Genomic DNA, 26,934 nt, shown 5'->3' with positions numbered 1-26,934 from the left:
CGTTCATGCAACGCTTAAATAATCAAACCCTCGCTACCGCTGCCAACGTCGCGAGCACCCCGAATTATGACCGCGCCAATACTAACGCCGGCATTATACATTTAGGTATTGGCGCTTTTCACCGAGCGCATCAAGCGTGGTATACCGAAGCATTATTAAATAAAGGCGCGACGGACTGGCAGATTATTGGGGCGAGCTTGCGTTCGGCCACGGTAAAAGATCAGTTAGTTGCGCAAGATGGCTTGTACACGGTTGTCGAGCGTGGTGCTGATGGCGAAAAGTTTCAGGTGATTGGTGCGGTTAAAGATGTGCTAGTGGGGCCAGAATCCCCCGCAGCACTGTTGTCGGTTATGGTTAATGCCCAGATCAAGATTGTCTCTTTAACGATTACCGAAAAAGGTTATTGTCACGATCCTGCGAGCGGCAATTTAAACCTAAACAACCCTGACATTCAGCACGATCTGGCAAATCCCGCATCGCCCAAATCGGCTATTGGTTTTATTGTTGCGGCGTTAGATGTTCGCCGTCGTTCCGGTATTGATAGTTTTACCGTTTTAAGTTGCGATAATTTACCTAACAATGGTGCCGTGTTAGAAAAAATTGTGCTGCAATATGCCGACAAGGTGAGCACGCAATTGGCGACTTGGATACGTGCCAATACCACCTTTCCCTGCACCATGATCGATCGTATTGTACCGGCAACCACCGATGCCGATCGCCAAGAGCTGGAAGGAAAGTTGGGCTTGCGTGATGAGGGGATGGTGTTGGCCGAGCCTTTTAGTCAGTGGGTGATTGAAAATAAGTTTTGCTCGGCGCGCCCCGCGTGGGAAGACGCTGGGGCCTTGTTGGTCGATGATGTTCACGTTTACGAAATCATGAAGCTGCGCCTGTTAAACGGCAGTCATTCATTGCTGGCCTACTGTGGTTATTTGGCCGGTTTCGATTATGTTAGTGAGGTTATGCGTGAACCGGTACTGGCTAAGTTGTGTCAAGTTTTTATGGATAGGGAGGTCAGTCAAACACTGACAGTGCCAGCCGGCTTTGATATGGAGCACTATAAGGTGGAGTTGCGCGAGCGATTCTCTAACCCTGGGCTAAAGCATCGAACTTGGCAAATTGCGATGGACGGTTCGCAAAAAATCCCTCAACGCTGGCTACAAACACTGCAAGCTCAGCTTGATACCAAGGGCAATATTAATTTGTTGTGTTTGGCACTTGCGGCGTGGATTCGCTATGTCTCTGGTGTTGATGAAAAGGGGCAGACGATTGATGTACAAGATCCGCTGGCAGCAGAGTTAAAAGCATTGTGTGAGGCCAGCAATACTGCAGAAGAAACTGTTCGCGCGGTATTGGGGATGACGAAAGTGTTCGGCAATGCGCTTGCGGCTAACGCTCAAGTATTAGCCGCAACGACTCAGTGGCTTGATCGCATTAATGAGCACGGCGTACTTGCCGCCCTTAAGTCTGAGCTGGGCTAATGGTTTGGGTGGAGCGATTATTTGGCTACCGTAATATCGGTTGGGCCTGTGTTGTACCGTTTGTTTTGGTGATTATGGTAGTGCTGCTGGGGGTGGGTTTGACTCGGGCTGAACCTATTTATCACGCGCTGGTATTACCGGCATCGCTTACGAATGACACGACTATTCCTGCTGACTATCGTGACTTGCCACGCTTTAGCTCGGTGGCTGTCGCATTGCGGGCTGCCCCTAAAGCCGGACGTTATCGAGTTGCGTTGTTGGCCGGCGACTATTACGAGAAAATTACCATTGAGCGAGATTATGTATCGCTCATAGGTATTTCCATCGCCGAACAAAAACCGCGCATTTATTTTGATGCCTATGCCGGTATGGCGGGGCCATATCATCGCGATGACTGGGGAACCCCGGGCTCCGCGACGGTAACGGTTAATGCTCATAACACTGTACTTAGTAACCTACAGATTGAAAACACCTTTGATTTTCTCGCTAACGACGCCCTTCCTAAAGAGCATCCCGATCGAGTCCGTCACTCACAGGCGGTTGCACTGCTGCTTGATGTCGATAGTGATTTAACCTATATCAATGATTCCCGCATTGACGGTTTTCAAGATACCGTTTTTGCCGACGGAGGCCGCAGTTATTTTTATCAATCTATCGTTAGCGGCAATATTGATTTTATTTTTGGTGCTGGCTTAGCGATATTTGATCAGTGCGAGATACGCACGCGTGCACGTGGCAAACGGTTTAATGGTGGTGAATTGCAGGGGCATATCACAGCCCCTTCGACGAATATTACACAGCCGTTTGGCTTGGTGTTTTTACACTCACGGTTAACTCGCGAGTTGTCTGTGCCCGATAACAGCGTGTCGTTAGCTCGCCCATGGCACCCAACGACGACCTTCAGCGACGGCCGTTATGCTGATCCAAACGCGATCGGTTCGGCCATTTATGTCGAGACATGGATGGACGCACATATAGCCGTCGACAGCTGGGCAAGCATGAATGGTACCGCTCGCGATGGCAGCAAGTCTCGCGTTTTCACTCCCGCTGAATCGCGCTTCTTTGAACGTGATAGTAAGGGACCCGGTGCACAGCAGCAGGTTGAGCGAAAATCCTTATCGGCTGCAGACTATCAACAATTGCTGCGGTTGATTGAGCATATCCGTAAGCTGCTATCGCTTGAACCTCGTCTACCAACTAAACAATAAGCACGGCTTTTGGCTATCTAATGATGTACGCCATAAGCGCCATTAATCTTTTATTGTGCACATAACCCACTGACTGTATTGGCTAAATTAGTGGGTGCAGCTTGGATGTAGGCGGTCACTCTAAGTGTGTTAAATAACAAAGTGGCTATTTATCCTGACCTATTATTACTAAACAAACCTTGCGCAGTGTGTTTTTCTTGTCTAATGTTGTTGTGTAAATATATGTAAGCAAGTAACTATTGGCTTGAGGTAATGGATTATGACCACAGCAACTGTAATGCGCTTTACTGCGATTCCTTTAGGGTTACTAGCCACCTTGGCACTCCTGTTAGTAATGGCTACATTGGTGCAAACCGATTATGTTTTTACTGAGCCAGAAGCTTCTGTAGATATTGGCAAAATAGTTATGCCAGAGGAGACAATCACGGTTATACCTCGCGAGTTAACGCGTCCCGAAACCCCTCCAGTACCGCCAGAGACTCCCATCGTTGAAACTAAGCCTCAGATAGAAACAACTAAGCCTGAGGTGTTTGTATTTACCCCGCCAGTTATGACAAAAACTACTCTTGACTTAAACGGACCGCTTGCGGGTGATTACCTGCCTATTGTTAAAGTTGCACCTCAGTATCCACGCACAGCTTTGCAGCGCGGATTAGAAGGAGAGGTTGTAGTTGCTTTTACTGTAACCCGTAGCGGTGCCACGCGGGATGTGACTGTACTGCGTGCTGCCACTTTAGATGGCACACCTACCCGTGTATTTGATAAGGCTGCGATTAAAGCGGCGGAAGGATTTAAGTACAAACCCAGAGTTGAAAACGGTACACCACAGGAGGTGTATGGGGTGCAAAACCGATTTATTTTTGAGTTGGCGAAGTAGATAAGAAGCCGAGTAAAAAGAGGAGTAGGTGGTTGGTTTTAACTTAATTACTAGATTTATTTTAAGCAACAGCGGCCCTCATTGCGAGGGCCGCTTTACGTTTTATTGGTATACCCGAACGTAATCTACGTACATACGCTGAGTGCTAAAGTTGGTGTGGTCTGGGTCGCCCGGCCAGTTGCCACCAACGGCGATATTTAATAAAAACCAAAACGGTTGGTCGTATACCCATTGGCCGTATTGCTCGACTTGGGCGCGGCTGACACTGTAAAAATTTATATCATCGACAAACCAGCGAATACCGTTTGCATCCCATTCTACGGCATAGGTTTTATAGGACTGTTCAATCGGCGAGGCGTGGTCAAGGTGGCCGGTCAGCGGAGTGTTACCTGAATAACCTGGGCCGTGCAGTGCGCCGGAGGTAATGTTGTTGGTGCCTACATGCTCCATAATGTCTAACTCACCACCTTGCGGCCAGCCTTGGCTATTAAAGTTATCGCCTAACATCCAGAATGCAGGCCAAATCCCTTGAGTTTTAGGAAGCTTGAGTCGCGCTTCCATGCGGCCATATTTAAATGATTTTTTATAGCGAGTATTCATCCGAGTGGATGTGTAGCCACAGTTGCCGCCCCACCAGCAAGCGCTGCCGAGCTCTTTGCGCGCCTCCAAGACTAGTACATTGCTACCGGCTTGCGGGTCAAACTGAATCGAGGCGTTGTTGCCGTTGGTGTAGTCTTGCAGCTCGTTGTTCCCCCAACCGTTGCCGCCGGTTTCAAAGTTCCAAGTATTGAGGTCAATACTGTCAAATTCATCGCTCCAGGTGATTGAGCTCGGTGGATTGTTGTCCGAGGAGGAGGGGGTTGCTTTAATCCAGTTGAAGTTCCAGCCGCCGCTGGTAGCGTAAACGCCGAGGCTATGGTTGCCGACGTGGAGGTAAGCATTAAGCGTGACAGTCTGCCATGTTTGCCAGCCTCCGGTGGCCGGTACTGTAATCTCTCCCAAGGCGGTACTACCGCCATTTATATCCAGTGACAGGGTGCCACCATTAGCGCTAGCGACGCGAACGTCAAATTGATAATTGCCGGCCGTTGTTACATTTAAGTCATTGAATGCAAGCCATTCGCCCGAGTCGATCCAGCCGACATTGTAGCCGCCACCTTGATCCGTGGTCACTTCAATATCGACATTGCCATCGCGGTAAGCACCACCAATATTACCTGGTGTGTTGTCGCTGGCATTGGTGTAATCCTCGGCCTCAAAAGTTGTGCTATTAGCCCCGCCATTATTGCCAACAGGCTCTATTTCTAACCAATTGAAATTCCAACCTCCAGTGCTGGCGTATACCCCTAAGCTGTAATTGCCAGCGTTTAATTCCACTTCTTGCTCAACGGTTTGCCAAGTTTGCCAGCCACCGGTAGCGGGAATATTTAGCTCGCCCAAAAGGATAGAGCCTGCGTCTAAATCGACAGAAAGAGTGCCGCCGCTACTGCTGGCAACACGGGCCCGTAAGGCGTAGCGGCCGGAGGTAGGGATACTAAGGTTGGCGTAAGTTAGCCACTCGCCAGCATCAATCCAGCCGACGTTATAACCGCCTCCTTCGTCTTGGGTTGGTTCTATATCGACGTTGTCAGAGCGATAGACGCCACCGATATTGCCGCTGGTTGTATCGGCATAAGCGGTATAGTCTTCGGCCTGAAATCGTGTCGCTAAGGCCGATTGGCAGCTAAGTAGCGCACAGGCACACAAGGCTGCTGGCAGTAAAGTTTTCGAATGGAAGTGTCTTATTGTCATAATCTTTTCCCTGAGGTTAATATGATGTTATGAGCTATTTTTGTAAGCAGCCTCTAACGGTACAGTCGCAGCCTAGTGCGAGTTGCCTAGGTGGTCGCCTCACTTTACGTAATGATGAAAGAGGGACGTCCAAAATGAGTGATACTTCTCACTAAGCCTTGTGCTGTGAGGCTTTGAGGTGGTAGATGAGTTAGGAATATCGGCATCTTGTTTTATTTCAAGTGAGCGCAAGTCTTTAAATCACTATGCTATGATACTCATTACCTGCAGCGAACGTTTCCGAATCAAAGGCGAGACCGGGTATGGTGAAAATAAAGAATAAAAGTTTGTGCTGGGCAGTATTGATCTGTTTGCTCGGTCTTAGCCAAGCACCTGCATTAATTGCGGCTGAAGATGCCGCGGAGCTAGCCGCTAAGACGCCTGAATATCGACTGTGGGTGGGCGGTAATTCACCGGCTCGTGCCGAGCGTGAAGCCTGGGTGATTCAACAGGCATTGGAACGTACTAAAGCACATTACGGACCTTATCGGTTGGTGGTATCTCGAGAGAGCTCATTGGGCTCAGATTGGCGTCATCTGCTGACGGCAGGGGAGAAAGTACACATAGTGCCGACCTCGTATATGAGTTTCCCGCCCGACGAATTAACCTTGATACCCGTGCCGATTGCTGGTGGTAAGCTGGGTTATCGCCACGTTGTTGTACGCCAAGATCGGCTGGAAGAGTTTGCCGATGTTGAGCATGCTAATGATTTGCGTAAAAAAATGGCCGGACAAGGGCTTTATTGGCCCGATATGTGGGTGTACGAAGCGAATGGGTTGCCGGTTAAAGGCGGGCAAGATTTACCTGTTTTACTCCGTTTACTTGAGCGGGGTGAAATCGATTATTTGCCCTTAGGCGTGGATGAAACTGCCGCAATATTAGAAAAGTATGCTCACAATTCAAACCGTTTTAGTATTGTCCCCAATTTATTAATTTACTACCCTTTATCGAGTTCGCCGGTTGTTACGAATCAACGCCCAGAGCTGATAGCGCGCTTGAATGATGGCTTAGAAGCCATGCACGCCGATGGCAGCTTACACGTTTCATCTGCTACAAGTTTTACGCCTTCGCAAAGCCGCATCATTAAGCTAGAAAATCCTACCAGTTTATTTCCGGTTTTATATTAGGGGCGATACTTGTGTCGTCGGTTGTGGATCGACCGAGCGGAGATGCTGCACATGTCATGTTCATGACCGCGTTGTGTGCCCGAGCTTAACCGCTACAGCCGAGTAGACGACTGTAGCACCCGTGAGATTGGTTAAGACTCGTTGCTGGGGCGACCAATAGTTGCCAGTATCCCTCCGTCAACGTACACAATTTGCCCGGTAACAAAATTAGAGGCGTTGGCGGCAAGGAATATGGTGGCACCCTGTAAATCATCGGGATCTCCCCAGCGACCGGCGGGAGTGCGACTGATAATAAACTCGTTCATTGGGTTGCCGTCTACCCGAATGGGCGCGGTCTGGCTGGTGGCAAAGTAACCGGGGCCAATACCATTAACTTGAATATTGTGTTTGGCCCACTCGGTAGCCATATTGCGGGTTAGCATTTTAAGACCGCCTTTGGCCGCCGCGTAGGCACCCACAGAGTTGCGTCCCAGCTCGCTCATCATGGAACAAATATTGATAATTTTACCGCCCTGGCCGCGCTCAACCATGCGCTGCACAACGGGCTTAGTCATAGTGAAAACGCCGGTGAGATCAGTTTTAATCACCAGTTCCCACTCGGCCAAATCCATATCTAGTAGTGGTGTGCGACGAATAATTCCAGCGTTGTTGACTAAAATATCAATCGGACCGATATCTGCTTCAATGTTATTTACAGCGTTATTAACCTCGAGCTCATTGGTTACATCAAACAGATAACCGTGTGCGTTAATACCTGCGCCACGGTATTGCGCTAACGCGGCATCGACTTTTGCTTGTGACGAGTGGCCGTTAATCACCAGTGTCGCACCGGCTTTTCCAAGCCCCATGGCCATGGCCATACCTAAGCCGTGGGTAGCTCCCGTTACTAAGGCAATCTTTCCGGTTAATGAAAACAGTTCAGTAGACATAAAAATTCCTATTAACTCACGTGCTGTGTTACTTCAATGTGTTGGGGCTGTGAAAGTCCATATCGGTGTAGTCGAGGTTCTCGCCTGCCATGCCCCAAATAAAGGTGTAATTGGCGGTACCAACCCCTGAGTGCATGGACCAAGGTGGAGATACTACGGCTTGCTCGTTAGCCACCCAAATATGACGTGTTTCATCGGCCGGGCCCATAAAGTGACAAACGGCTTGTTGCTCGGGGATATTAAAATAAAAGTAAGCTTCCATCCGGCGACTGTGAGTGTGCACCGGCATAGTGTTCCAGATGCTGCCCGGTTGCAGCTCGGTCATGCCCATTTGTAATTGGCACGTCGCCACAACATCACTAATCAATAGTTGGTTAATTTTTCGCTCGTTGCAAGTTTCTGCTGTGCCCAGTTGCAACACTTTCGCGTCATTCATACCGACTTTTTTATGGGGGTAGGCATGATGTGCAGGTGCCGAGTTTAAATAAAACTTAGCCGGCGAGTCACTGCTGTCACTGGCGAACACAACTACTTTAGCGCCGCGGCCAATATATAGAGCTTCTTTATTGTCTAACTCAAAGCATTCGCCATCGACAGTAATAGAACCTTTGCCGCCGACATTAATAGCGCCAAGCTCGCGTCGCTCAAGGAAAAAGTTGGCTTTTTGCTGGTCAACGGGCTCAAGAGTGATTGCTTGGGTAACGGGCATGGCACCACCGACCATAACGCGTTCATAGTGAGTGTAAACAAATAATACTTCGTCGGTGGCAAAGATCTTTTCAATTAGAAAGTTCTTTCGCAACTTGTCTGTGTCGTAGTGTTTGTAATCGTCTTTATGAACCGCAAAGCGCTCTTCAATAATTTTCATGCTAGTACCTATTTACGGTTGTAGGAGTTTGTACATTTCAATTCCGGCTAAAATAAATGGCCCAGTGCCTTTAGGGTCATTTTGGTAAACGGGCTCGCTCATATAGTAGTCATAGCTACCATTGCGACCAAAACCTAAGCCTGCTACATAACAAATATTGGTTAGGCTAACTTCGTTGTCACTATGAACGGTAATAAATTCTCGTATTAAGCCATCGTAGGCTTGCTGTGCAACGGCTTTATATTCGTCGCCTAAATAGCCTTTGTGTACCGCCTTGGCATAAAAGTAAGTAAACATAGCGCTGGCGCTAGACTCTAGATAGTTCCCAGTAGCTTGCGGCTGATCCATAATTTGCCACCAAGTGCCGGTGGTGGGATCTTGGTAGTTTTTTAAATCGATTGCCATCTCTTGGATCATATCCAGCAGGGGCTGGCGCTGCTCGATATTGTTCACGGGAATGTAGTCCAGCACATCGACCAGCGCCATGGCTAACCAGCCCATGCCGCGCGCCCAAAAATAACCCGATAGACCGGTCTCTGGGTTGGCCCAATCTTGCTGTTTTTTTTCATCCCACGCGTGATAATAAAGACCGGTGTTGGCATCGCGTAAATACTTACGGGTTAGCTTAAATTCGTTAACGACATCTGTAATGCCGTGACCGTTCTCAAACAGCTGCGCGTAATGGGCTAAGAAAGGCATGCCCATATACACTCCGTCGAGCCACAGTTGGTGGGTGTATTTTTGTTTATGCCAAAAAGCGCCTTCAGAGGTTTTAGGTTGTTGTTCAAGTTGCTCGCGCAAGGTGTTTGCGGCAATTTTGTATTTCTCTTTGCCGGATTCTTCGTACAGGCGAATCAAATTTCGACCGGGGGCGACAGAATCGATGTTAAAGCTGTTAAATTGATAGCGAGCAATCTCGCCGTTATCGTTGATAAAACTGCCGGTAACCACGGGCATTACATCGGCGTACTTTTTGGCCGGAGCGACTTTGTTTAGTTCATCGTAAGCTAAGGGTAATAAGCCTACGATGTCGTATTCAAATTTAGGTAGGCGTTCACGGTTTACGTCCCAGCCATCTTTATGGTAACCCATGGTTTTGCGCTTTAGCTCAGAGTCTGCCAAACGTTTACTCCAGTTTAATGCGTCGGCAGCGGTTACTGGATAATTTTTTTGCGCTTCGCTGTGCTGGCTAATCATTGTTTCACGCAGCGGTAAGGTCAGCTTCTCGGCTTCGCGCTCAAGATACTCGATCAGTGCCTCACGGCTATTAATGCCGCTTTTTTCGCCTTCCCACGCGCCTAAAAAGTAGTAATCTATATCTTCGCCAGCAGCGTTCATAACCGAGACATAATTGTGTTCATCTACGGTTTGTTGGAGGCGGTCTGATTTTCTAAACAATAGCGCCATACCTAGTTGGTCATCGTTAAGAGATTGTTTTCCCCAACTGGCTACGTAGGTGTAGGCTTTGCCGGTAATATTGATTTCGCCTTCGATTAGCTCGGTGTTTGGGTGTTTCACAATTCCTATGGCTAGATTGTCCAGTGATTGGTCGAGCTTAAGTTGAGTGTGCACGAGTCGACTGCCACCGCGCATTGCCAGTGTGGCGTTTAGTTGGACGTTTTGATGATTGATCTTCCAGTCTTTGTAGTCGATGCTAAACGCAGAATAAAGATTGCCATTGTCCAAGATTCGAGTATCCCAGCCATTGACCTCAGAGACACGTTCAACACTCTTACCATTCCAAAACCCGTAACCGCCAGAGCCCACCGAGTTGCCTACCTTGAGAATATCCATGCCCCAGTCGGCGGGCTTGTGGTAGGAGTCAAAGCCGTCTTGGCCGATGTTCTGTAGTGCCATCTGGTGGGTGTGTTTACCAAAAATATCAAAACCATTACGCCAGTCGAGGTAGACGCGGTAGCCCACTAAATCTGATTCTATCCCCGGGCCTTCGTAGCGAATAAAATACGAGTGATCGGTATGTTGTGATGGTGGCGTCAGTTCACTTACATTTTCAAAGTGACCGCCGACATAAATTTGTTGGCCGGGTTTTTCTGGATCTTCTTGCCAGCTGCCGCCGGTTTTTCTTGAAATCTCGGCTTGGCTACGCTTGGCGCTGGCAACTGCCGGCATGCCGGCGTGAATGGTTAGAGTTACTTTTTGAGCGGCATCAATATCGAGCAAGGTAAACAAGCTGTCGGGACTGCCATTACCGTCTGCATCAATCGTTTGGCTGGGGATAGCGCGGCCATCAACTTTGATGCCGATTCCGGCGATCGACTGGCTCAGGCCCAACTGCTCGAAGCTGATACGATAAGGTTCATCGATCCGTTCAAACTCGGATGGGTTGCTTAGGGTGATGGTCGCTAGCGGAGCCTGGTTGTCGGCCGAGGATGTGTTAACTCGGCTCGGGGTGTCGCTGTTTGCGGAAATATCCAAGCTCTCTTTTTGACAGCCGGTTAACGCGGTTGCGCCGACGGCGATCAACAGTGCAAGTTGTGAAAATCTTGGCATAGTTGGTACCTATTATAAAAGTGGTGTGTTGCTGCCCGTCCGATGGATAGCGCTAACATTAAGAAAGCTTTGGTTAAAGCCTAAATTGCTAGGACTTAAGCAAAGTTTTCCTGATAGCAAAAAGGCACCGCTAAGCGGTGCCCATTGCTTGAATGTTCTAACTTAGAACTTGTATTGTGCGCCTACGTAAAACTGACGGCCAGTTGAATGATAATAAGACAAACGGTTACCGCTGGCATCAACCCATTGATCTTCTACTTGATCGGTTAAGTTCAGACCTTCGAGACTGATGGAAAAATTCTCGTTGAAGTCGTAGGAGATCGAGGCGTCGATATTAGTGGTGCCATTGGTACCCTCACGATCATTACCGTTACGGCCAGTTGCGTTGGTCAAATAACCCGAGCGATCAGTCATAGATACACGCGCTTGGAATGCACCGTCATCGTAGTACAAGGTTGCACTTGATGTGTCTTCTGACATACCGAGCAAGTCTTGAGTAGCTACCACCTCTCCGGCAGAGTTCAGGTAATCCAACTGCGCCTTAACGTAGGTGAAGTTACCAATGAAGCCTAAGTTGCTAAGCGGCCCAGGCAAGAAGGTAAAGGGTTGTTGGTAGCTGATTTCAAAACCGTATAATGGACCACCGGGGGCGTTGGTTGGGGCGGAGACCTCCCAATTAACGTTTTCGTCGCAACCTGATGTGCCGCCATAACCTGGGCCAGCTTCACAGGCAGCGACAGCTAGGTTAATTGGTAAGCCGGTTGCAGTGTAAGGCTTGGTTTCACGTACGCTCTGTACTTGGCTTTCGATGTCTTTATAGAACACTGCAAAGCTCATCATTGACTCGTTGTCGAAGTACAGCTCGGTAGACAAATCGTAAGTTTTAGCGCGTGTTGGCTCTAGTGTTGGGTTGCCGCCGCTAACGCTGCGTGAACCACCTGACACCGATACTGATACGTTAGGGCGCAAGCTCGCAATGCCAGCGCGCGCCATAACTTCGGCGTAACTTGCCCGAATCAATACGTCTTCAATGGGCTCAAACACAAGGTTTACCGAAGGTAAGGTTTCGGTGTAACTGTGATCGGCGGTAATAAAGTCGCCGGCAGAGTTTGAGTAGGCGGTAGATGATTGATCCGTTTCAACCCGGCGAACGCCAATGTCACCACGAACCGGTGTGTCACCGATTTGAGCGGAAAATACTAGTTGCGCGTAAACGCCTAAGCTTTCTTCTTCGGCAGAATAGTTATCAACTAAACGGTTCTCTTTGCTAACTTCAAACACGCCAGAGTTGCTATAAATACTATTGGCGGCGTTAATTGCAGCAATATCCGGTACGGCCCAGATGTTGCCGCCAAGTCCCGTATCGAGCACCATCATACTGCTGCTGTCGAGCACGACACCGGCATCATTTTCTGAGGCGCGACGAGCTTGGCCAGTTTCAAACTGGAAGTCTTTGTAAAGTAACCCACCTTTTAGTGTCAGATTGTTAGTCAAATCAAACTCTAAATCGACCGAGGCGCTGTCGAAGGTGTTGTCGGTGGTGATCGGGCGCAGACGAATGCCGCCGTTCTCCCAGCCGTTAACGTCACCCACTTCATTACCGAAGGTCAGTACAGGGTCGGAGCGATTATCGCCGCTGTAATCGTAAGAGAAATCGATGCCTTGTTTGCGGGCAATGATGGTGGTTTGAATTGGGTTTTCAAAGTTTGACTCAGAGCGACCCACCATACCGCTTAAGCGCATCCGGTCACTGAAATCGTGGCTAAAGTTTAGGTTAACCTGAGTGAATTCAGTGGAGAGTTCGTCGTAGCGATTCTCGGCTTGGATGGTTGCGTTTTCGAACGATGCGGCCGTTACCGTATTGGTATTGTCCAGTGTGTGGCTGAGGACATTCATGGCGCCGGCGTATGAGTTGTTGTTCAGTGCGGCGAGCATAAAGGTTTCTTGACGGCTCTGATCGAGCTTAGAGTAGAGCATGTCTACGCTGATTTCGGTGCTGTCAGAGGGTAAGAACTCGATAGATGCTGCAAGGCCGGTGCGCTCCATCTCGTGAGTATAATAATCGTAGCGCGGTAGGCGTGGGCGGAAAGCGTCATTTACTTCGGCCAAGCGTGGGTCGTCGGCGCTGCCCTGGTAGGTTCCAAAGTCGTTCGCATCGGCCCAACGCACAGTACTGGCACCTTCATCTAGCAGATTGCGCTCAGAGTAAGAACCGGCAAGCAACACCCCCACTTTGCCGTCGGCAAACATGTTGCTAACTAAAAAGGTAAGACGCGGATCGGTTTCTTCAGACAGATCATTGTAGCCAGCCTGCACCGATACTGACGCGGTGAAGTCGTCGTAATCTGAGGCGCGTACGCTGTCCATATCGACGGTAGCACCTAAAGAACCTTCTTCTACATCAGCCGAGGCGGTTTTACGTACCGCCAGATTGCCGAACAACTCGGAGGGGAAAACGTTAAAGTCAAAGCCACGCCCACGGTTAGCGCCGCCGGCAGCATCAGTACCACCGCTGGAGGACATGGCCTCCATGCCGTTGATACGAACCCGAGTAAACTCGGGGCCAAGGCCACGTACAGAAATTTGGCGACCTTCACCGCCTACACGGCTAATGGCAACGCCGGGAATCCGTTGCAGCGATTCGGCTAGGTTCATATCTGGGAAGCTGGCAATATCGTCTGCGACAATCGCATCGACTGAGCCGGTGGCTTCACGCTTTTGGCCCAGCGCTGATTCTAGCGATGAACGGAAGCCGGTAACTACGACCTCCTCTAGCATACCTTGATCAGCACTTTGCTCCTGGGCATAGGAGGACGCGGCTGCCGCCATGGCGACCGCGACGACAAGAGGTTTAAGCTTAGGATTATTCATTATTTTATCCCCATCATTCCGATTTTGTTGTTAAGCAGGTTGTATTGCATAGACCAATTATTCTGGTAGCTGAATGATACTCGCACAGTTTGGCAGACCAATCAATATCTTTTGCATTACCAAATTTGCATTAATTAACCTGTTCTGTATGACCGAATGGGCGGTTCCGGCTCTTTGAGTGAATCTTTTTTTGTTTGTAAAAATAGTTTTTGTGTCTGGCTGCCGCCTGCTGCAAGGGGAGGCGGTGGTTTACAGTGACGACAGCCATAGAAGGTTGATATTGGTCGGGCCGCTTTTCTTGGGTGGTAATTAGGTTTTAAAGGTTTTGCCGTTTATAAGTACGCTCTCGATGACTAGCTTGTCGACATTCTCGATAATTCCGGGGGTGTCGGCGCGTTTGAATTGACAGTTAATAAAGCGCAAATCTGTAATTGGGGCGCGCTCAAAGCCGCGCACCTGAAAAACTTGGCCCGCGTTTTCGCAACTGAGGTTGTTGACCTCGACGTGGCGTACTGTTGGGTCAAAGTTGCCAGCGTCTCCTTCTTCGTAATGAAAGTTGATGACTATGGCATTTTGTACGGTGCCAATGGAGCAGTTGCGCATGTATAAGTGTTCGAGTACGCCGCCTCGGATTGAGTTGGTTTTGATGCGAAAGCCGCGCTCTAGGTCGGGACTGCTCATGGTGTTTTTTTCGGCAAATACGTAGCGCACCCCGCCGGAGATCTCGCTGCCAATAACCACGCCGCCATGACCTGCCAGCATTTCGCAGTTGCGAATAACAACGTTTTCGGTAGGGGTGTTGATGCGTCGGCCGTCGGCATTGCGCCCGGACTTGATGGCGATACAGTCGTCTCCGGTGTCGAAGTGGCAGTTCTCGATAAGGATGTTTTTACAGCTTTCGGGGTCGCAGCCGTCTGAGTTTGGGCCCAAGCTTTTGAGGGTTACGCCGCGCACGGTGACGTTCTCACACAGTACGGGATTTAACAGCCAGAAGGGGGCCGCGACGATCGTTACATCTTCGATGAGAATGTTGTGGCAGCGGTAGGGTTGGACAAATGGTGGGCGAAAGTAATAGCCCTCGCCGTAGTGGCGATCCTCTGGCGGGACACCGGCCTCGGCATCGGCAAATAGCAGGTTGCGGCCCTGTTCTTGACTCGGAAAGCCAGGCTTGCCCCACTCTTGGTTACCTTTCCAGGGCCACCAGGTGGTTTCGTTGGCGCGGCCATCTAATATGCCTTTGCCAGTCACGGCAATATTATTTTGTTCGTAGGCGTAGATAAGTGGCGAGTAGCCCATAAACTCGACCCCTTCCCAGCGGGTAAACACTTCTGGCAGGTAGCGTTTAGGATCGGTATGGAAAGCAATAGTGGCGCCTTGGCTTACGTGTAAGTTAACGTTTGATTTAAGGTGAATGGGGCCTGAGAGAAAAGTGCCTTGTGGTACGACCACTCGTCCACCGCCAGCGTTATGGCAGGCCGTGATGGCGAGTGTAAAAGCCTGGCTGCAATCTGTGGTGTTATCGCCGACGGCGCCAAAGTCAGTGATAGTGAAGTCTTGATCTGGGAATTGAGGCGCCACAATATCGTTAGCGATCTTGTCTGCTAGGTGCCAGGGGGCTTTGGTTAAAGGGCTGGGAGTCTCTGGCTGGCGTGCTGCGCAGCCAATCAGAGGAAGTGCTGTCAGCCCTTTTAGGGTTGTGCGGCGTGTTAGCTGGTTCATGATTAATCCTGCTTTAGCGTGTTTGTTGATTTGCTAAGGTTAACGTAAAACAGGATTTTTTGGTAATACCAAAATATTTTTTTGTCAGATACCTTGGTGTGGGGTGGCGCTGTGCTGCGCCACTTTTTGCTGGGGCTGTTAGTCGATTAGGTTAAAGCGTTCTCGGCTATGCATAACTTTGCGTCGCGCCTCTTCAACAGCATCGGCTTCGGTAGCGTCTAACAGCTGTTGAATAACGCGAGTTAAGTGTTCGCGCATGGCTCGGCGAGCGGCTGGGCCGTCATGGTTCTCAAGCGCCTCTAGAATGTTGTGGTGTTCGTCAATGCGGGGCCTGGAGCCTGCTTGGCGCACTTTTTCTAAAATACGCGCTGATACCGGCGAGCTGTTGCGCAGCGCCCACAGGTGGCTACAGACAGAGATGATGGCATCGTTTTTGGTGGCGCGTGCGATCAACATATGAAAATTCTCATCCGCTTTTTCGCAAATTGGCTCGCCTTCGTTCTCCGTAACCATATCGCTTAGAGCTTGGCGTACCTCGGTTAGCTCTTCCTCGGTGATTTTTTTTGCGGCCAGTTCGGCGGCCTCTCCCTCAAATAGAATGCGGGCTTCAAGAATATCAAACGGCCCGACATCTAAAGTGCTGCTGGCAAGCTTGTCACTGCTGCCGTCGCAAATATAAACACCCGACCCGCCGCGCACCTCAACAAAGCCGGCCAGCTCTAGGGCAATAATGGCCTCACGTACGGTGGGGCGGCTAACTTCAAAGCGTTCGGCGAGTTTGCGCTCGGCTGGCAGGCGAGATCCGGGTGGGTATTCACCGCCATTGATAACCGCGGCGAGCTGCTCGGCAACTCTTTGGTAAAGTCGACCGCCTGTCATTCTGCCGGTGCTTATAGGTGCATTCATGGTTTTACGCTTCATATAGAGGGGAGATCGATAGATTCTAACAACAATGGCTATGCCACTCAAGTGACGCCCTTTGTTTTTCAGTCATACCAAATCTCTATTGCGGTCTTACCAATTTCCTGTTAACTTTATCTTTATGTTGTGGTGGGTAGGATGTGCTTCCTTGTCACCGAGAAATTTCAATACAGATAAAAGGTAGGGGGGGTTGTGAGTAAGTTTATTCACTTGCATCAAAACGATAATGTTGCCATCGCCGTCGTTGGTTTGATTGCTGGCGAGTCGCTAAAAGTTGCTGGGCACGCTCTCACCATTGAGGAGTCTGTTGTCGAGATGCATAAATTTGCTGTGGCGACCATTCGGCAGGGCGAGGCGATTATTAAATACGGCCAGTTCATCGGTTATGCCGCGACCGATATTAATGCCGGTCAGCATGTGCATACCCATAACTGCATCGTCGGTGATTTTGCCAAAGATTATGGTTTTTGCCGCCATGCGAAGGCGACAAGTTTTGTGCCTGAGGCAGAGCGCGCTCATTTTCAAGGGTATCGCCGAGCCAGTGGCAAGGTTGGTACCCGCAATTATATTGGTATTTTGACCACGGTTAACTGCTCGGCCACGGTCGCCAAGCAAATCGCAGCAAGCTATAGCTATCCGGGCGCTTTGGCCGATTACCCTAATATTGATGGTGTGGTTGCTTTGACGCATGAGTCCGGTTGTGGGATGCGAGCTGAAGGGGAGGGTTATGAGATTTTGCAGCGCACCTTTGAAGGTTATGCCACGCACGCTAATTTTGGTGGGGTGCTGTTGGTGGGGCTTGGGTGTGAAACTATGCAAGTTGATGGTGTTTTGGCAAAGGCTGGCTTGAGTGAATCGGAGTTGTTTAAAGCCTACAACATCCAAGGGGTGGGTGGTACCCGCAATGCGGTTGAGCAGGGTGTGGAGTATGTACGCGCTATGCTGCCCAAGGTTAATGAGTCGGTTCGTGAGTCTTGCTCGGCATCGGAGTTGATGTTGGCGGTGCAGTGCGGTGGCAGTGATGCTATGAGTGGTGTTACGGCAAATCCGGCGCTAGGTGTTGCCGGTGATATTTTGATTCGTCATGGCGGTACTGTTATCTATTCTGAGACGCCTGAGATTTATGGCGCGGAGCATTTGTTGACGCAGCGCTCGGCGACACCGGCGGTGGCTGAGCAGTTGCTTGAGCGAATTCGCTGGTGGGAAGAATATACTAGTGTCCACGGTTTTGAGTTAAATAATAATCCTTCGCCAGGTAATAAAGCGGGCGGTCTGACGACTATCCTGGAGAAATCCCTTGGTGCTCAGGCTAAAAGTGGTTCGACTACCATGACGGCGGTGTATCAGTATGCCGAGCCGGTGTTGGAAAAAGGTTTGGTATTTATGGATAGTCCGGGCTTTGATCCAGTGTCTGTTACCGGGCAGGTAGCCTCTGGGGCCAATCTTGTCGCTTTTACTACTGGGCGTGGTTCGGCATTTGGTTACAAGCCCGTGCCGAGCGTTAAGTTGTCGAGCAACACCGCTGTTTATCGTCGAATGCAGGATGATATTGATATTAATTGTGGCGTGGTGTCCGATGGTGATGAGACGTTAGAGACTTTGGGGCAAAAGATTTTTCAGCAGTTGCTGGGCATCGCCTCTGGTGAGCAAACTAAAAGCGAGCAGCTTGGTTACGGTGATGCGGAGTTTAACCCCTGGAAAATTGGGGCTGTGGTTTAGCTTTTTTCTCTCAATATGGCTGGCGAATATTCCTGCGCCAGCTACATTCAAATAGAGCGATCTAATAATAATCGAGGGTAAGTCTATGAAGATAGCCGTGCCAAGGGAGCGCCGTGCCTATGAAAGGCGCGTTGCCGTTACGCCGGACACTGTTAAAAAGTACATTGGTTTGGGGTTTGATGTTGTTGTCGAGTCGGGTGCTGGGCTTGAAAGTCAGGTGTCTGATGAGCTTTACGCGATTGCAGGTGCTGCGATAGAGGCCGATATCACCAAGGTGTATCAGGAGGCCGATGTGGTTCTTAAGGTGCAGCGCCCGCTTGTTGCGGCCGAAGGTGAGCTTGATGAGTTGGCGCTTATTCCTAGGGGGGCACTGTTGTTGTCGGTGCTTTCTCCATTTAACGCTCCGGAGTCTGTGCTTGCCTATGCGGCGGCCGGCGTCACTGCTATGGCGTTGGAGTTTGTGCCGCGTATTAGTCGGGCACAAAGTATGGATGTGCTCAGCTCGCAAAGCAATTTGGCAGGTTACAGAGCCGTGCTGGATGCCGCTTATGAGTATGACCGGGCGATGCCGATGATGATGACTGCAGCGGGCACCGTGGCACCGGCCAAGGTGATGGTGTTGGGAGCCGGGGTGGCGGGATTGCAGGCTATTGCCACGGCTAAGCGTTTGGGCGCGATCGTGTCGGCGACAGATGTGCGGCCTGCGGCTAAAGAGCAGGTCGAAAGTTTAGGCGGTCGCTTTGTGATGGTGGGCTCGGAGGAGACTCGCGAGGCGGAAACGGCCGGTGGCTACGCTAAAGAGATGAGCGATGATTTTAAGCGCCGTCAGGCCGAGTTGGTGGCGGCGACCATTAAAACCCAGGACATTGTTATTTGTACTGCTCTGATTCCCGGTCGCAAGGCGCCCATCTTGGTGAATGATGAGATGGTGGCCAGTATGCGCCCGGGGTCGATTGTTGTTGATCTTGCGGTCGAGCAAGGCGGCAATTGCAGTGCGTCTAAGTCCGGTGAGGTGGTTAATGTGGGTGGTGTAAAAGTGTTGGGGCATTTTAATGTGCCCAGTCGTTTGGCGGCCGATGCCAGCGCGCTGTACGCCAAAAACCTACTTAATTATCTGACGCCGTTGGTTAAGACTGACGAGGCAGGGGTGGCCAGTTTGGCGCTCAATTTTGATGATGAGATTTTGGCTGCCGCTACCTTGACTCACGATGGTCGGGTGGTTCATTCGGCGTTTAGTGTGCAGCCCGCAGAGCAATCATAGGAGGCGTTTATGCACGGTGATTTTATATCTCAGTTGTCCATTTTTGTTATGGCGGTGTTTGTTGGTTACTACGTGGTTTGGAGTGTAACGCCCGCGCTGCATACCCCCTTGATGGCGGTTACTAACGCCATTTCGAGTGTCATTGTGGTCGGCGCGCTTATTGCGGCGGGTCCAGAGGGGGCGAGCCTGGCTAAAACATTAGGTTTTGTGGCGGTGTTGCTCGCCTCGGTTAATATTTTTGGTGGTTTTGCTGTTACCCAGCGAATGCTGGCCATGTATAAAAAGAAGAAGTAGGGGGATTTATGGAGTTACAAGCTAATGTAACGGCACTTGCTTATTTAGTGGCTGCAGTACTGTTTATTCTCGCGCTGCGTGGCCTGTCTTCGCCCGAAACGGCCCGTGCGGGCAATGCTATGGGGATGTTGGGTATGGTGGTTGCGGTCGCTACCACAATCCTAAGTCCGCAGATTGAGTCCTATACGTGGATTTTAGTGGCGGTGGCGATTGGCGGTGCGATAGGTCTTGTGATTGCATCGCGTATTGCTATGACCGCCATGCCGCAACTGGTAGCGGCGTTTCACTCATTGGTTGGGTTGGCTGCAGTGCTGGTAGCGGGCGCAGCTTATTCGAGTCCGGCCGCTTTTGGTCTGCTTGATAGTGCGGGTGGTATTTTTATCTCCAGCAGGGTCGAGATGAGCCTTGGTGCGATGATTGGCGCCATTACTTTTTCGGGTTCTATAATCGCTTTTACTAAGCTGCAGGGGTTGGTGTCTGGACGGCCGTTAATCTTTGTGGGGCAGCACTGGCTTAATGCCTTGCTGGGATTGGTGGCTCTGGCATTAGTGTGTTACTTCTGTGTCGATCAGTCCGCATGGGTGTTTTGGGGGTTAGTGGCTTTGGCGTTTGTGCTTGGCTTCTTGCTGATTATCCCCATTGGTGGCGCCGACATGCCGGTGGTGGTGAGTATGCTAAATTCCTATTCGGGCTGGGCTGCAGCGGGGATTGGTTTTACTTTGCACAATAATGCCCTGATTGTAACGGGAGCGCTGGTGGGCTCATCGGGGGCTATTCTTTCTTATATTATGTGTAGGGCAATGAACCGCTCGTTCGTTAGTGTCATTTTGGGGGGCTTTGGGGGTGATTCGGCGGCGGCAGTGGGGTCGAGTATCGAAGAGCGACCGGTTAAGCAGGGCAGTGCGGAGGATGCTGCCTTTATAATGAAGAATGCCGGCTCCGTTATTATTGTGCCGGGCTACGGCATGGCTGTGGCGCAAGCCCAGCATGCATTGCGCGAAATGGTGGATGATCTAAAGAAGGCTGGCGTGAAAGTGAGTTACGCAATCCACCCTGTGGCTGGACGAATGCCCGGACATATGAACGTGTTGTTGGCTGAGGCAAACGTGTCGTACGACGAGGTGTTTGAGTTGGAGGATATTAATAGCGAATTTTCACAAGCAGATGTGGCATTTGTTATTGGTGCGAACGATGTAACGAATCCTGCGGCAAAAACGGACCCCGCCAGCCCGATCTTTGGTATGCCTATTCTGGATGTAGATCGGGCTAAAACCGTGTTGTTTGTTAAGCGTGGTATGTCGGCAGGCTATGCCGGCGTGCAGAATGAGTTGTTCTTTAAAGATAACACCATGATGCTTTTTGGTGATGCTAAAAAGATGGTGGAGAGTATTGCTCGCGCTATGGACTAGGGTTGGCTGGTGTCGCGATAGTTGCCACGAAAAACGCCCGGGCTAGATCCGGGCGTTTTGCCTAGTGTGTTTGCTGGGGTGCATAAGTGGCCTTTACGTATGTACGTATTAAAGATGCAGTAAGGATTGGCTTGCTTGGGTGCTGGCGTGAGTTAACGCTTTGCTTTTGCGTGTGGGTGCTGTATTGTCGCGGGCTGCCAATGGCTGGGCGACTGTTTGGCCGTTTAATCGCAGCACTATTTTCGAATTGGTTAAAATATTATCAGTTTTCACTGTTTTGCAGTTGACAGGGGGCTGGTGGATCATTAAGATTGCGCCTCCATTTTGCACGGACCCTGGTGGTCTTGCCGAGATGGTTTGTTCTTTAAAGTATATGACTGGAGTTTGGTTCACATGCAGAATCAACGCATTAGGATTCGCCTGAAAGCTTTTGATCACAAGTTGATTGATTCGTCGACTCAGGAAATCGTAGAGACCGCTAAGCGGACAGGCGCCCAAGTACGTGGCCCTATTCCTTTGCCGACTCGCAAAGAGCGCTTCACTATATTGGTATCACCACACGTCAACAAAGACGCGCGTGACCAATATGAGATTCGTACACATAAGCGTTTGCTTGATATTGTTGAGCCTACTGAAAAAACTGTAGATGCCCTGATGAAGCTAGATCTAGCTGCAGGCGTTGAGGTTCAGATTAGTCTCGGTTAGAAAGTAAATGTTGGGCCGGGCATTTCAGTCCGGTCGTGTGTAACGCTCTGAAATGGGCGGCCATAGCGGGTAACAGCCCCGTACACTATAGAGGTTAGTAAGATGACGATTGGTATTGTCGGCCGCAAAAGCGGTATGACTCGTGTGTTTACCGATGATGGTGTTTCCATTCCCGTGTCTGTGATTGAGGTAACCCCTAATCGCATCACTCAGGTTAAGAATGTAGAAACCGATGGTTACAGCTCCGTGCAAGTAACTGTAGGGTCTCGTCGTGCCTCCCGTGTTACCAAATCTGCTGCAGGTCACTTCGCCAAGTCTAATACTGAGGCTGGTCGTGGTTTGTGGGAGTTGCGTAACAACTCAGAAGAAAGTTTTGAAGCCGGTGGTGAGTTAACAGTGTCTACTTTTGAAGTGGGCCAAATCGTTGACGTTACTGGCACCTCCAAAGGTAAAGGTTTTCAAGGTGGTGTTAAGCGCTGGAATTTCAGCATGCAAGACGCTACTCATGGTAACTCGCTATCTCACCGTGCTCCCGGTTCTATTGGCCAATGCCAAACTCCGGGCCGCGTCTTTAAGGGCAAAAAAATGGCTGGCCATATGGGTGCTGAGCAGGTAACTGTTCAAAATCTAGAAGTGGTTAGAGTTGATGCCGAACGCAATCTGCTGTTAGTCAAAGGTGCCATACCCGGAGCTCCGGGTGGTGACGTCATTGTGCGTCCAGCAGTTAAAGCGCGCACCAACGCTTAGTTGTCCGAGGGGAAACGACCATGGAATTAAATATTGTAACTCCCGGCGGCGCCAACGGTACCTTGAAAGTATCAGAGGTGGCTTTCGGTAAAGAATATAACCAGGACCTGGTTCACCAAGCGGTTGTCGCCTATATGGCTGGCGCTCGTCAAGGTACCAAGGCCCAAAAGACTCGTGCTGAAGTCTCCGGTGGCGGTAAAAAGCCCTGGCGTCAAAAAGGTACAGGCCGCGCTCGTGCTGGCACAATTCGCAGCCCAATTTGGCGCAGCGGTGGTGTTACATTTGCTGCCAAGCCGCGTAGCTTTGAGCAAAAGTTAAACAAGAAAATGTATCGCGCTGCACTGCGTTGCATTTTGTCTGAGCTGACTCGCCAAGACCGTTTGGTGGTGGTTGAGGATTTCGATTTAGAAACTCCTAAAACCAAAGCTCTGGTGCAAAAGTTGGGTCAATATGGCCTGTCTGAAGCGCTGGTAGTCACTGAAAATGTTAGTGAGGGTCTGTACTTGGCTTCACGTAACCTGCACAAGGTTGATGTTTGCGATGTTGCTGCAGTTAATCCGGTTAGCCTGATTCGCTTCGACAAAGTAGTTGTGACCGTGCCTGCGATGAAGAAATTCGAGGAGATCCTGGGATGAATCAAGAGCGCATTTATAAGGTCTTGTTAGGCCCTGTGGTTTCTGAGAAAGCTGCAGCTGCTGGCGACACTGGCAACCAAGTGGTTTTTAAAGTCACTCCGGATGCTACCAAGCTAGAAGTTAAAGCCGCGGTTCAAGCGTTGTTCGATGCTAAAGTTGAGCAAGTTCGCATATTGAACGTTAAAGGTAAAACCAAGCGTACACGCTACGGTCTAGGCAAGCGCAGTGACTGGAAGAAAGCATATGTACGCCTTGAGCAAGGTCAAGACATCGACTTTGCGGTAGCTGAGTAAGGGGACTGTTGCAATGGCTATTGTAAAACGTAAACCAACCTCGCCCGGTCGCCGCTTTGTAGTAAGCGTTGTCAGACCGGACTTGCACAAAGGAGCGCCTCACGCGCCTCTGTTGGAAAAGAAATCCAAAACTGGTGGTCGTAATAACGCCGGTCGGATTACCACTCGCCATATTGGTGGTGGGCACAAGCAACATTATCGCTTGGTTGACTTCCGTCGTAACAAAGACGGTGTTCCAGCGACTGTTGAGCGTATCGAATATGATCCGAACCGCACAGCGTATATCGCTCTGGTTTGTTATGCCGATGGTGAGCGTCGTTACATTATCGCTCCTAAAGGTGTGGTAGCTGGTGATAAAATCGAGTCTGGTGATGCTGCGTCAATCAAAGTGGGTAACACTTTGCCATTGCGTAACGTTCCAGTCGGTAGTGTGGTTCACTGTGTAGAGCTTAAGCCTGGTAAAGGCGCGCAAATCGCACGCTCAGCCGGCACCTCTGCCAACTTGGTCGCCCGTGATGGCGCGTATGCCACTTTGCGTTTGCGTAGCGGTGAAACCCGTCGCGTACTTAGCGAGTGTCGCGCTACTTTGGGCGAAGTATCAAACAGTGAGCATAGTTTGCGCTCATTGGGTAAGGCTGGTGCTACGCGCTGGCGTGGTGTTCGTCCGACCGTTCGTGGTGTTGCCATGAACCCGGTAGATCACCCGCACGGTGGTGGTGAAGGCCGTACTTCTGGTGGCCGTCATCCGGTTTCACCTTGGGGTACTCCGGCTAAGGGTTATAAAACGCGCAAGAACAAGCGTACCGACAAGATGATTGTGCGTCGTCGCGATAAGCGTTAATTGACGACATAACAACCAAAAGAGGAAGCAACAGTGCCACGTTCACTGAAGAAAGGTCCTTTTATCGATCTTCACCTGATTAAGAAGATCGAAGCTGCGGTCGAAAAAAACGATCGCCGTCCGATCAAAACCTGGTCTCGTCGCTCCATGATTCTTCCGGAGATGGTTGGCTTGACTCTGGCGGTGCATAACGGACGTCAACATGTGCCAGTCCTGATCAACGAAGAGATGGTTGGGCACAAACTGGGCGAGTTTGCCGCTACCCGCACGTATCGCGGACACGTAGCAGACAAGAAAGCTAAAAAGCGCTAAGCGCTAAGTGCCTAACGAGGTAATACGATGGAAGTAGCAGCAAAGTTACGCGGTGCTCATCTGTCGGCGCAAAAAGCGCGTTTGGTCGCAGACCAAATTCGTGGAAAAGGCGTTGAAGATGCTCTTGATATTTTGGGCTTTAGTCCAAAAAAGGGCGCTGCGATAGTTAAGAAGGTGCTTGAATCTGCTATTGCTAATGCAGAGCACAATGAAGGCGCTGATGTTGATGAGTTGAAAGTATCTACAGTTTTTGTAGATGAGGGTGTGAGCATGAAACGCATCATGCCTCGTGCTAAAGGTCGTGCTGATCGCATTATCAAGCGCACTTGTCACATCACCGTAAAAGTAGCCGACCAGTAAGAGAGCAGGCGTTATGGGACAGAAAGTACATCCGACAGGTATTCGTCTGGGTATCGTCAAAAGCCATACCTCAACCTGGTATGCAGGCAGTGGCGATTACGCAGATAAACTCAACACCGACCTGAAAGTACGTGAGTACATTCAGGAGAAGCTGGCCAGTGCATCGGTTAGCCGCGTTGATATCGAGCGCCCAGCTAATACTGCGCGTATCACTATTCACACGGCTCGTCCGGGTATTGTGATCGGTAAGAAAGGTGAAGATGTTGATAAGTTGCGTGCTGCCGTTAGCAAGCTAATGGGCGTACCTGTCCATATCAATATTGAAGAGATTCGCAAGCCTGATCTGGATGCGGCTCTGGTAGCCCAGGGTGTTGCCTCTCAGCTTGAGCGTCGTGTAATGTTTCGTCGTGCTATGAAGCGCGCCGTACAGAACGCTATGCGTCAAGGTGCCGAGGGTATCAAGATTCAGGTGGGTGGCCGTCTTGGAGGTGCTGAGATTGCACGCTCTGAATGGTACCGCGAAGGTCGAGTGCCGTTGCACACATTGCGTGCCGACATCGACTACAACACCGCAGAGGCGTCAACGACCTACGGGATCATTGGCGTTAAAGTTTGGATTTTCAAGGGCGAAGTTATCGGTGATGTTGAGCCGGAAGCTACACCTAAGAAAAAAGGCTCAAAGTCTAAGTAAGGGGTACGCAAGATGCTGCAACCGAAGCGTACGAAGTTTCGCAAGCAACAGAAAGGCCGCAACCGCGGTTTAGCCCATCGCGGCTCCAAAGTTAGCTTTGGCGACTTTGGTCTAAAAGCCATTGGGCGCGGTCGGATTACTGCACGTCAAATTGAGGCGGCCCGTCGTGCAATGACCCGTCACATCAAACGTGGCGGTAAAATTTGGATCCGAGTTTTCCCGGATAAGCCTATTACTGAAAAGCCTCTGGAAGTTCGTCAGGGTAAAGGTAAAGGTAACGTGGAATACTGGGTGGCACAGGTTTGTCCAGGTAAAGTCCTGTATGAGATGGATGGTGTTAGTGAGGAGCTTGCTCGTGAAGCCTTTGCTTTAGCCGCGGCAAAATTGCCTATTACTACAACATTTGTTAAACGTTCGGTGATGTGATGAAAGCTTCAGAACTCCGGGAAAAGTCCGTTGAAGAGCTGAACAACGAGTTGCTTGCACAGCTAAAAGGGCAATTCAAGCTACGCATGCAAGCGTCTACTGGTCAGTTGACTCAGACGCACCTGTTGACGCTAGCTCGTAAAGATATTGCTCGCATCAAGACGGCGCTTAGACAAAAGGCAGGTAACTAACGATGACTCAGGTAGAAAAACTGGCTCGTACGCTGACCGGCAAAGTTGTCAGCGACAAGATGGATAAAACCATTACTGTGCTGGTCGAGCGTCGTGTTAAGCACGCGCTTTACGGCAAGTATGTGAGTAAGTCATCTAAGCTTAAAGCGCATGACGAAAACAATGAGTCCAAGATGGGTGATACTGTGACTATCGCAGAATCTCGCCCACTGTCTAAAAGCAAATCTTGGGCTTTGGTAAAAATCGAAGAGCGCGCTACTGAAATCTAACGATTTCTAGCGACCTAAATAGTTTCGGAGACGGACGATGATTCAAACAGAATCCTACTTAGATGTAGCTGACAACAGCGGCGCACGCCGTGTCATGTGCATCAAGGTGCTTGGCGGCTCTCACCGTCGTTATGCAGCCGTGGGTGACATCATCAAAGTTACCGTAAAGGAAGCAATTCCTCGCGGTAAAGTGAAGAAAGGCCAGGTGATGAAGGCGGTAGTAGTACGCACCAAAAAAGGTGTGCGTCGTCAGGACGGTTCATTGATCAAGTTCGACGATAACGCTGCTGTGCTACTGAACGCCCAAGATGCTCCAGTTGGTACACGTATTTTCGGACCCGTGACTCGTGAGTTGCGTGGCGAGAAATTTATGAAAATCATTTCTCTGGCACCTGAAGTACTTTAAGTACTTATACAGAGTCGGAGAGTCGAGGGCAGACAA

Annotated in this window: 27 protein-coding genes; 20 read left to right on the top strand and 7 right to left on the bottom strand. The window is 50.1% G+C overall.

The features are described from left to right. Window positions 1-5: 5 nt before the first annotated feature. From GILYN3_RS16125 to GILYN3_RS16115, 3 genes are all read left to right on the top strand, one after another. Window positions 6-1,478, top strand: coding sequence for a mannitol dehydrogenase family protein (locus GILYN3_RS16125; protein WP_049724064.1), 1,473 nt, complete (start codon window positions 6-8; stop codon window positions 1,476-1,478). Further along, on the top strand, window positions 1,478-2,686 hold the full coding sequence (locus tag GILYN3_RS16120; protein WP_049724063.1) for a pectinesterase family protein: 1,209 nt from the start codon (window positions 1,478-1,480) through the stop codon (window positions 2,684-2,686). The genes GILYN3_RS16125 and GILYN3_RS16120 overlap by 1 nt, the downstream gene beginning before the upstream one ends. A 259-nt stretch (window positions 2,687-2,945) precedes the next feature. Next, window positions 2,946-3,563: an energy transducer TonB gene (locus GILYN3_RS16115; RefSeq protein ID WP_049724062.1), complete on the top strand. Its 618-nt coding sequence runs from the start codon at window positions 2,946-2,948 to the stop codon at window positions 3,561-3,563. A 102-nt stretch (window positions 3,564-3,665) separates the two neighbouring features. On the opposite strand, the gene GILYN3_RS16110 is transcribed toward GILYN3_RS16115, so the two are convergent. Then, window positions 3,666-5,354 carry a carbohydrate-binding protein gene (locus tag GILYN3_RS16110; protein WP_049724061.1) on the bottom strand — a complete coding sequence of 563 codons (1,689 nt, stop codon included), beginning with the start codon at window positions 5,352-5,354 and terminating at the stop codon, window positions 3,666-3,668. A gap of 302 nt (window positions 5,355-5,656) precedes the next feature. Between GILYN3_RS16110 and GILYN3_RS16105 the strand changes: the two genes are divergently transcribed. Further along, a complete protein-coding gene (locus tag GILYN3_RS16105; RefSeq protein ID WP_049724060.1) occupies window positions 5,657-6,520 on the top strand; it encodes a type 2 periplasmic-binding domain-containing protein in 864 nt (287 codons plus the stop codon). A gap of 131 nt (window positions 6,521-6,651) precedes the next feature. On the opposite strand, the gene GILYN3_RS16100 is transcribed toward GILYN3_RS16105, so the two are convergent. The 6 genes from GILYN3_RS16100 to GILYN3_RS16075 form a co-directional block, all read right to left on the bottom strand. After that, a complete protein-coding gene (locus tag GILYN3_RS16100) occupies window positions 6,652-7,449 on the bottom strand; it encodes a gluconate 5-dehydrogenase (protein ID WP_049724059.1) in 798 nt (265 codons plus the stop codon). Window positions 7,450-7,477: 28 nt separating this feature from the next. Further along, window positions 7,478-8,317 carry a 5-dehydro-4-deoxy-D-glucuronate isomerase gene (gene kduI, locus GILYN3_RS16095; RefSeq protein ID WP_049724058.1) on the bottom strand — a complete coding sequence of 280 codons (840 nt, stop codon included), beginning with the start codon at window positions 8,315-8,317 and terminating at the stop codon, window positions 7,478-7,480. A 12-nt stretch (window positions 8,318-8,329) separates the two neighbouring features. Then, complete coding sequence (locus GILYN3_RS16090) at window positions 8,330-10,828, bottom strand: glycoside hydrolase family 88 protein (protein ID WP_049724057.1); 2,499 nt, start codon at window positions 10,826-10,828, stop codon at window positions 8,330-8,332. Between the two features lie 162 nt (window positions 10,829-10,990). Continuing rightward, a complete protein-coding gene (locus GILYN3_RS16085; RefSeq protein WP_049724056.1) occupies window positions 10,991-13,699 on the bottom strand; it encodes a TonB-dependent receptor in 2,709 nt (902 codons plus the stop codon). Window positions 13,700-14,008: 309 nt separating this feature from the next. Then, the gene (locus GILYN3_RS16080) at window positions 14,009-15,418 is read right to left on the bottom strand and encodes a glycoside hydrolase family 28 protein (RefSeq protein WP_049724055.1); all 1,410 of its coding nucleotides are present in this window, start codon (window positions 15,416-15,418) and stop codon (window positions 14,009-14,011) included. 138 nt (window positions 15,419-15,556) lie between these two features. Further along, window positions 15,557-16,324: a FadR/GntR family transcriptional regulator gene (locus tag GILYN3_RS16075; protein ID WP_049724054.1), complete on the bottom strand. Its 768-nt coding sequence runs from the start codon at window positions 16,322-16,324 to the stop codon at window positions 15,557-15,559. Between the two features lie 207 nt (window positions 16,325-16,531). On the opposite strand from GILYN3_RS16075, the gene GILYN3_RS16070 reads away from it, so the two are divergent. The 16 genes from GILYN3_RS16070 (at window position 16,532) to rplN (ending at window position 26,898) form a co-directional block, all read left to right on the top strand. Further along, window positions 16,532-18,058, top strand: coding sequence for a UxaA family hydrolase (locus tag GILYN3_RS16070; RefSeq protein ID WP_049724053.1), 1,527 nt, complete (start codon window positions 16,532-16,534; stop codon window positions 18,056-18,058). A gap of 85 nt (window positions 18,059-18,143) precedes the next feature. Continuing rightward, a complete protein-coding gene (locus tag GILYN3_RS16065; protein ID WP_049724052.1) occupies window positions 18,144-19,319 on the top strand; it encodes a Re/Si-specific NAD(P)(+) transhydrogenase subunit alpha in 1,176 nt (391 codons plus the stop codon). 9 nt (window positions 19,320-19,328) lie between these two features. After that, window positions 19,329-19,613, top strand: a complete 285-nt coding sequence (locus GILYN3_RS16060; protein WP_049724051.1) for a proton-translocating transhydrogenase family protein — start codon at window positions 19,329-19,331, stop codon at window positions 19,611-19,613. Between the two features lie 8 nt (window positions 19,614-19,621). Beyond that, on the top strand, window positions 19,622-21,022 hold the full coding sequence (locus GILYN3_RS16055; RefSeq protein WP_049724050.1) for an NAD(P)(+) transhydrogenase (Re/Si-specific) subunit beta: 1,401 nt from the start codon (window positions 19,622-19,624) through the stop codon (window positions 21,020-21,022). 393 nt (window positions 21,023-21,415) lie between these two features. Continuing rightward, entirely contained in the window at window positions 21,416-21,727 is a 312-nt protein-coding gene (gene rpsJ / locus GILYN3_RS16045) for a 30S ribosomal protein S10 (protein ID WP_049724048.1), read from the top strand. 102 nt (window positions 21,728-21,829) lie between these two features. Further along, window positions 21,830-22,474: a 50S ribosomal protein L3 gene (gene rplC, locus GILYN3_RS16040; protein WP_049724047.1), complete on the top strand. Its 645-nt coding sequence runs from the start codon at window positions 21,830-21,832 to the stop codon at window positions 22,472-22,474. 20 nt (window positions 22,475-22,494) lie between these two features. Continuing rightward, window positions 22,495-23,109, top strand: coding sequence for a 50S ribosomal protein L4 (gene rplD, locus GILYN3_RS16035; protein ID WP_049724046.1), 615 nt, complete (start codon window positions 22,495-22,497; stop codon window positions 23,107-23,109). Further along, entirely contained in the window at window positions 23,106-23,402 is a 297-nt protein-coding gene (gene rplW / locus GILYN3_RS16030) for a 50S ribosomal protein L23 (RefSeq protein WP_049724045.1), read from the top strand. The genes rplD and rplW overlap by 4 nt, the downstream gene beginning before the upstream one ends. Before the next feature lie 13 nt (window positions 23,403-23,415). Next, complete coding sequence (gene rplB / locus GILYN3_RS16025) at window positions 23,416-24,243, top strand: 50S ribosomal protein L2 (protein WP_049724044.1); 828 nt, start codon at window positions 23,416-23,418, stop codon at window positions 24,241-24,243. Window positions 24,244-24,276: 33 nt separating this feature from the next. After that, entirely contained in the window at window positions 24,277-24,555 is a 279-nt protein-coding gene (rpsS, locus tag GILYN3_RS16020) for a 30S ribosomal protein S19 (protein WP_049724043.1), read from the top strand. A gap of 27 nt (window positions 24,556-24,582) precedes the next feature. Further along, entirely contained in the window at window positions 24,583-24,915 is a 333-nt protein-coding gene (gene rplV / locus GILYN3_RS16015) for a 50S ribosomal protein L22 (protein WP_049724042.1), read from the top strand. Window positions 24,916-24,928: 13 nt separating this feature from the next. Beyond that, on the top strand, window positions 24,929-25,606 hold the full coding sequence (gene rpsC, locus GILYN3_RS16010) for a 30S ribosomal protein S3 (protein ID WP_049724041.1): 678 nt from the start codon (window positions 24,929-24,931) through the stop codon (window positions 25,604-25,606). A gap of 12 nt (window positions 25,607-25,618) precedes the next feature. Then, window positions 25,619-26,032 carry a 50S ribosomal protein L16 gene (rplP, locus tag GILYN3_RS16005; RefSeq protein WP_049724040.1) on the top strand — a complete coding sequence of 138 codons (414 nt, stop codon included), beginning with the start codon at window positions 25,619-25,621 and terminating at the stop codon, window positions 26,030-26,032. Continuing rightward, window positions 26,032-26,223: a 50S ribosomal protein L29 gene (gene rpmC / locus GILYN3_RS16000; RefSeq protein WP_049724039.1), complete on the top strand. Its 192-nt coding sequence runs from the start codon at window positions 26,032-26,034 to the stop codon at window positions 26,221-26,223. Before rplP ends, rpmC begins: the two co-directional genes overlap by 1 nt. 2 nt (window positions 26,224-26,225) lie before the next feature. Next, window positions 26,226-26,492, top strand: coding sequence for a 30S ribosomal protein S17 (gene rpsQ, locus GILYN3_RS15995; protein ID WP_049724038.1), 267 nt, complete (start codon window positions 26,226-26,228; stop codon window positions 26,490-26,492). 37 nt (window positions 26,493-26,529) lie between these two features. Then, window positions 26,530-26,898 (top strand): 50S ribosomal protein L14, encoded by a 369-nt coding sequence (rplN, locus tag GILYN3_RS15990; protein WP_041522380.1) that lies wholly within the window; start codon window positions 26,530-26,532, stop codon window positions 26,896-26,898. The last annotated feature ends 36 nt before the right edge of the window (window positions 26,899-26,934 follow it).

The organism is Gilvimarinus polysaccharolyticus, from assembly GCF_001187555.1.
Lineage (GTDB): Bacteria > Pseudomonadota > Gammaproteobacteria > Pseudomonadales > Cellvibrionaceae > Gilvimarinus > Gilvimarinus polysaccharolyticus.
This window is presented reverse-complemented; position numbering and strand designations above follow the sequence as displayed.

Bases quoted from the DNA above. Each gene is read 5' to 3' on its own strand.
- rpsJ (WP_049724048.1), top strand. From the start codon at position 21,416: ATGCAGAATCAACGCATTAGGATTCGCCTGAAAGCTTTTGATCACAAG.
- rplC (WP_049724047.1), top strand. From the start codon at position 21,830: ATGACGATTGGTATTGTCGGCCGCAAAAGCGGTATGACTCGTGTGTTT.
- GILYN3_RS16065 (WP_049724052.1), top strand. From the start codon at position 18,144: ATGAAGATAGCCGTGCCAAGGGAGCGCCGTGCCTATGAAAGGCGCGTT.
- GILYN3_RS16105 (WP_049724060.1), top strand. From the start codon at position 5,657: ATGGTGAAAATAAAGAATAAAAGTTTGTGCTGGGCAGTATTGATCTGT.
- rplB (WP_049724044.1), top strand. From the start codon at position 23,416: ATGGCTATTGTAAAACGTAAACCAACCTCGCCCGGTCGCCGCTTTGTA.
- rpmC (WP_049724039.1), top strand. From the start codon at position 26,032: ATGAAAGCTTCAGAACTCCGGGAAAAGTCCGTTGAAGAGCTGAACAAC.
- GILYN3_RS16090 (WP_049724057.1), bottom strand. From the start codon at position 10,828: ATGCCAAGATTTTCACAACTTGCACTGTTGATCGCCGTCGGCGCAACC.
- rplW (WP_049724045.1), top strand. From the start codon at position 23,106: ATGAATCAAGAGCGCATTTATAAGGTCTTGTTAGGCCCTGTGGTTTCT.
- GILYN3_RS16055 (WP_049724050.1), top strand. From the start codon at position 19,622: ATGGAGTTACAAGCTAATGTAACGGCACTTGCTTATTTAGTGGCTGCA.
- GILYN3_RS16085 (WP_049724056.1), bottom strand. From the start codon at position 13,699: ATGAATAATCCTAAGCTTAAACCTCTTGTCGTCGCGGTCGCCATGGCG.
- rplV (WP_049724042.1), top strand. From the start codon at position 24,583: ATGGAAGTAGCAGCAAAGTTACGCGGTGCTCATCTGTCGGCGCAAAAA.
- rplP (WP_049724040.1), top strand. From the start codon at position 25,619: ATGCTGCAACCGAAGCGTACGAAGTTTCGCAAGCAACAGAAAGGCCGC.
- rpsC (WP_049724041.1), top strand. From the start codon at position 24,929: ATGGGACAGAAAGTACATCCGACAGGTATTCGTCTGGGTATCGTCAAA.
- GILYN3_RS16120 (WP_049724063.1), top strand. From the start codon at position 1,478: ATGGTTTGGGTGGAGCGATTATTTGGCTACCGTAATATCGGTTGGGCC.
- GILYN3_RS16080 (WP_049724055.1), bottom strand. From the start codon at position 15,418: ATGAACCAGCTAACACGCCGCACAACCCTAAAAGGGCTGACAGCACTT.
- rpsQ (WP_049724038.1), top strand. From the start codon at position 26,226: ATGACTCAGGTAGAAAAACTGGCTCGTACGCTGACCGGCAAAGTTGTC.
- kduI (WP_049724058.1), bottom strand. From the start codon at position 8,317: ATGAAAATTATTGAAGAGCGCTTTGCGGTTCATAAAGACGATTACAAA.
- rplD (WP_049724046.1), top strand. From the start codon at position 22,495: ATGGAATTAAATATTGTAACTCCCGGCGGCGCCAACGGTACCTTGAAA.
- GILYN3_RS16100 (WP_049724059.1), bottom strand. From the start codon at position 7,449: ATGTCTACTGAACTGTTTTCATTAACCGGAAAGATTGCCTTAGTAACG.
- GILYN3_RS16110 (WP_049724061.1), bottom strand. From the start codon at position 5,354: ATGACAATAAGACACTTCCATTCGAAAACTTTACTGCCAGCAGCCTTG.
- GILYN3_RS16115 (WP_049724062.1), top strand. From the start codon at position 2,946: ATGACCACAGCAACTGTAATGCGCTTTACTGCGATTCCTTTAGGGTTA.
- rplN (WP_041522380.1), top strand. From the start codon at position 26,530: ATGATTCAAACAGAATCCTACTTAGATGTAGCTGACAACAGCGGCGCA.
- GILYN3_RS16125 (WP_049724064.1), top strand. From the start codon at position 6: ATGCAACGCTTAAATAATCAAACCCTCGCTACCGCTGCCAACGTCGCG.
- GILYN3_RS16060 (WP_049724051.1), top strand. From the start codon at position 19,329: ATGCACGGTGATTTTATATCTCAGTTGTCCATTTTTGTTATGGCGGTG.
- GILYN3_RS16075 (WP_049724054.1), bottom strand. From the start codon at position 16,324: ATGAATGCACCTATAAGCACCGGCAGAATGACAGGCGGTCGACTTTAC.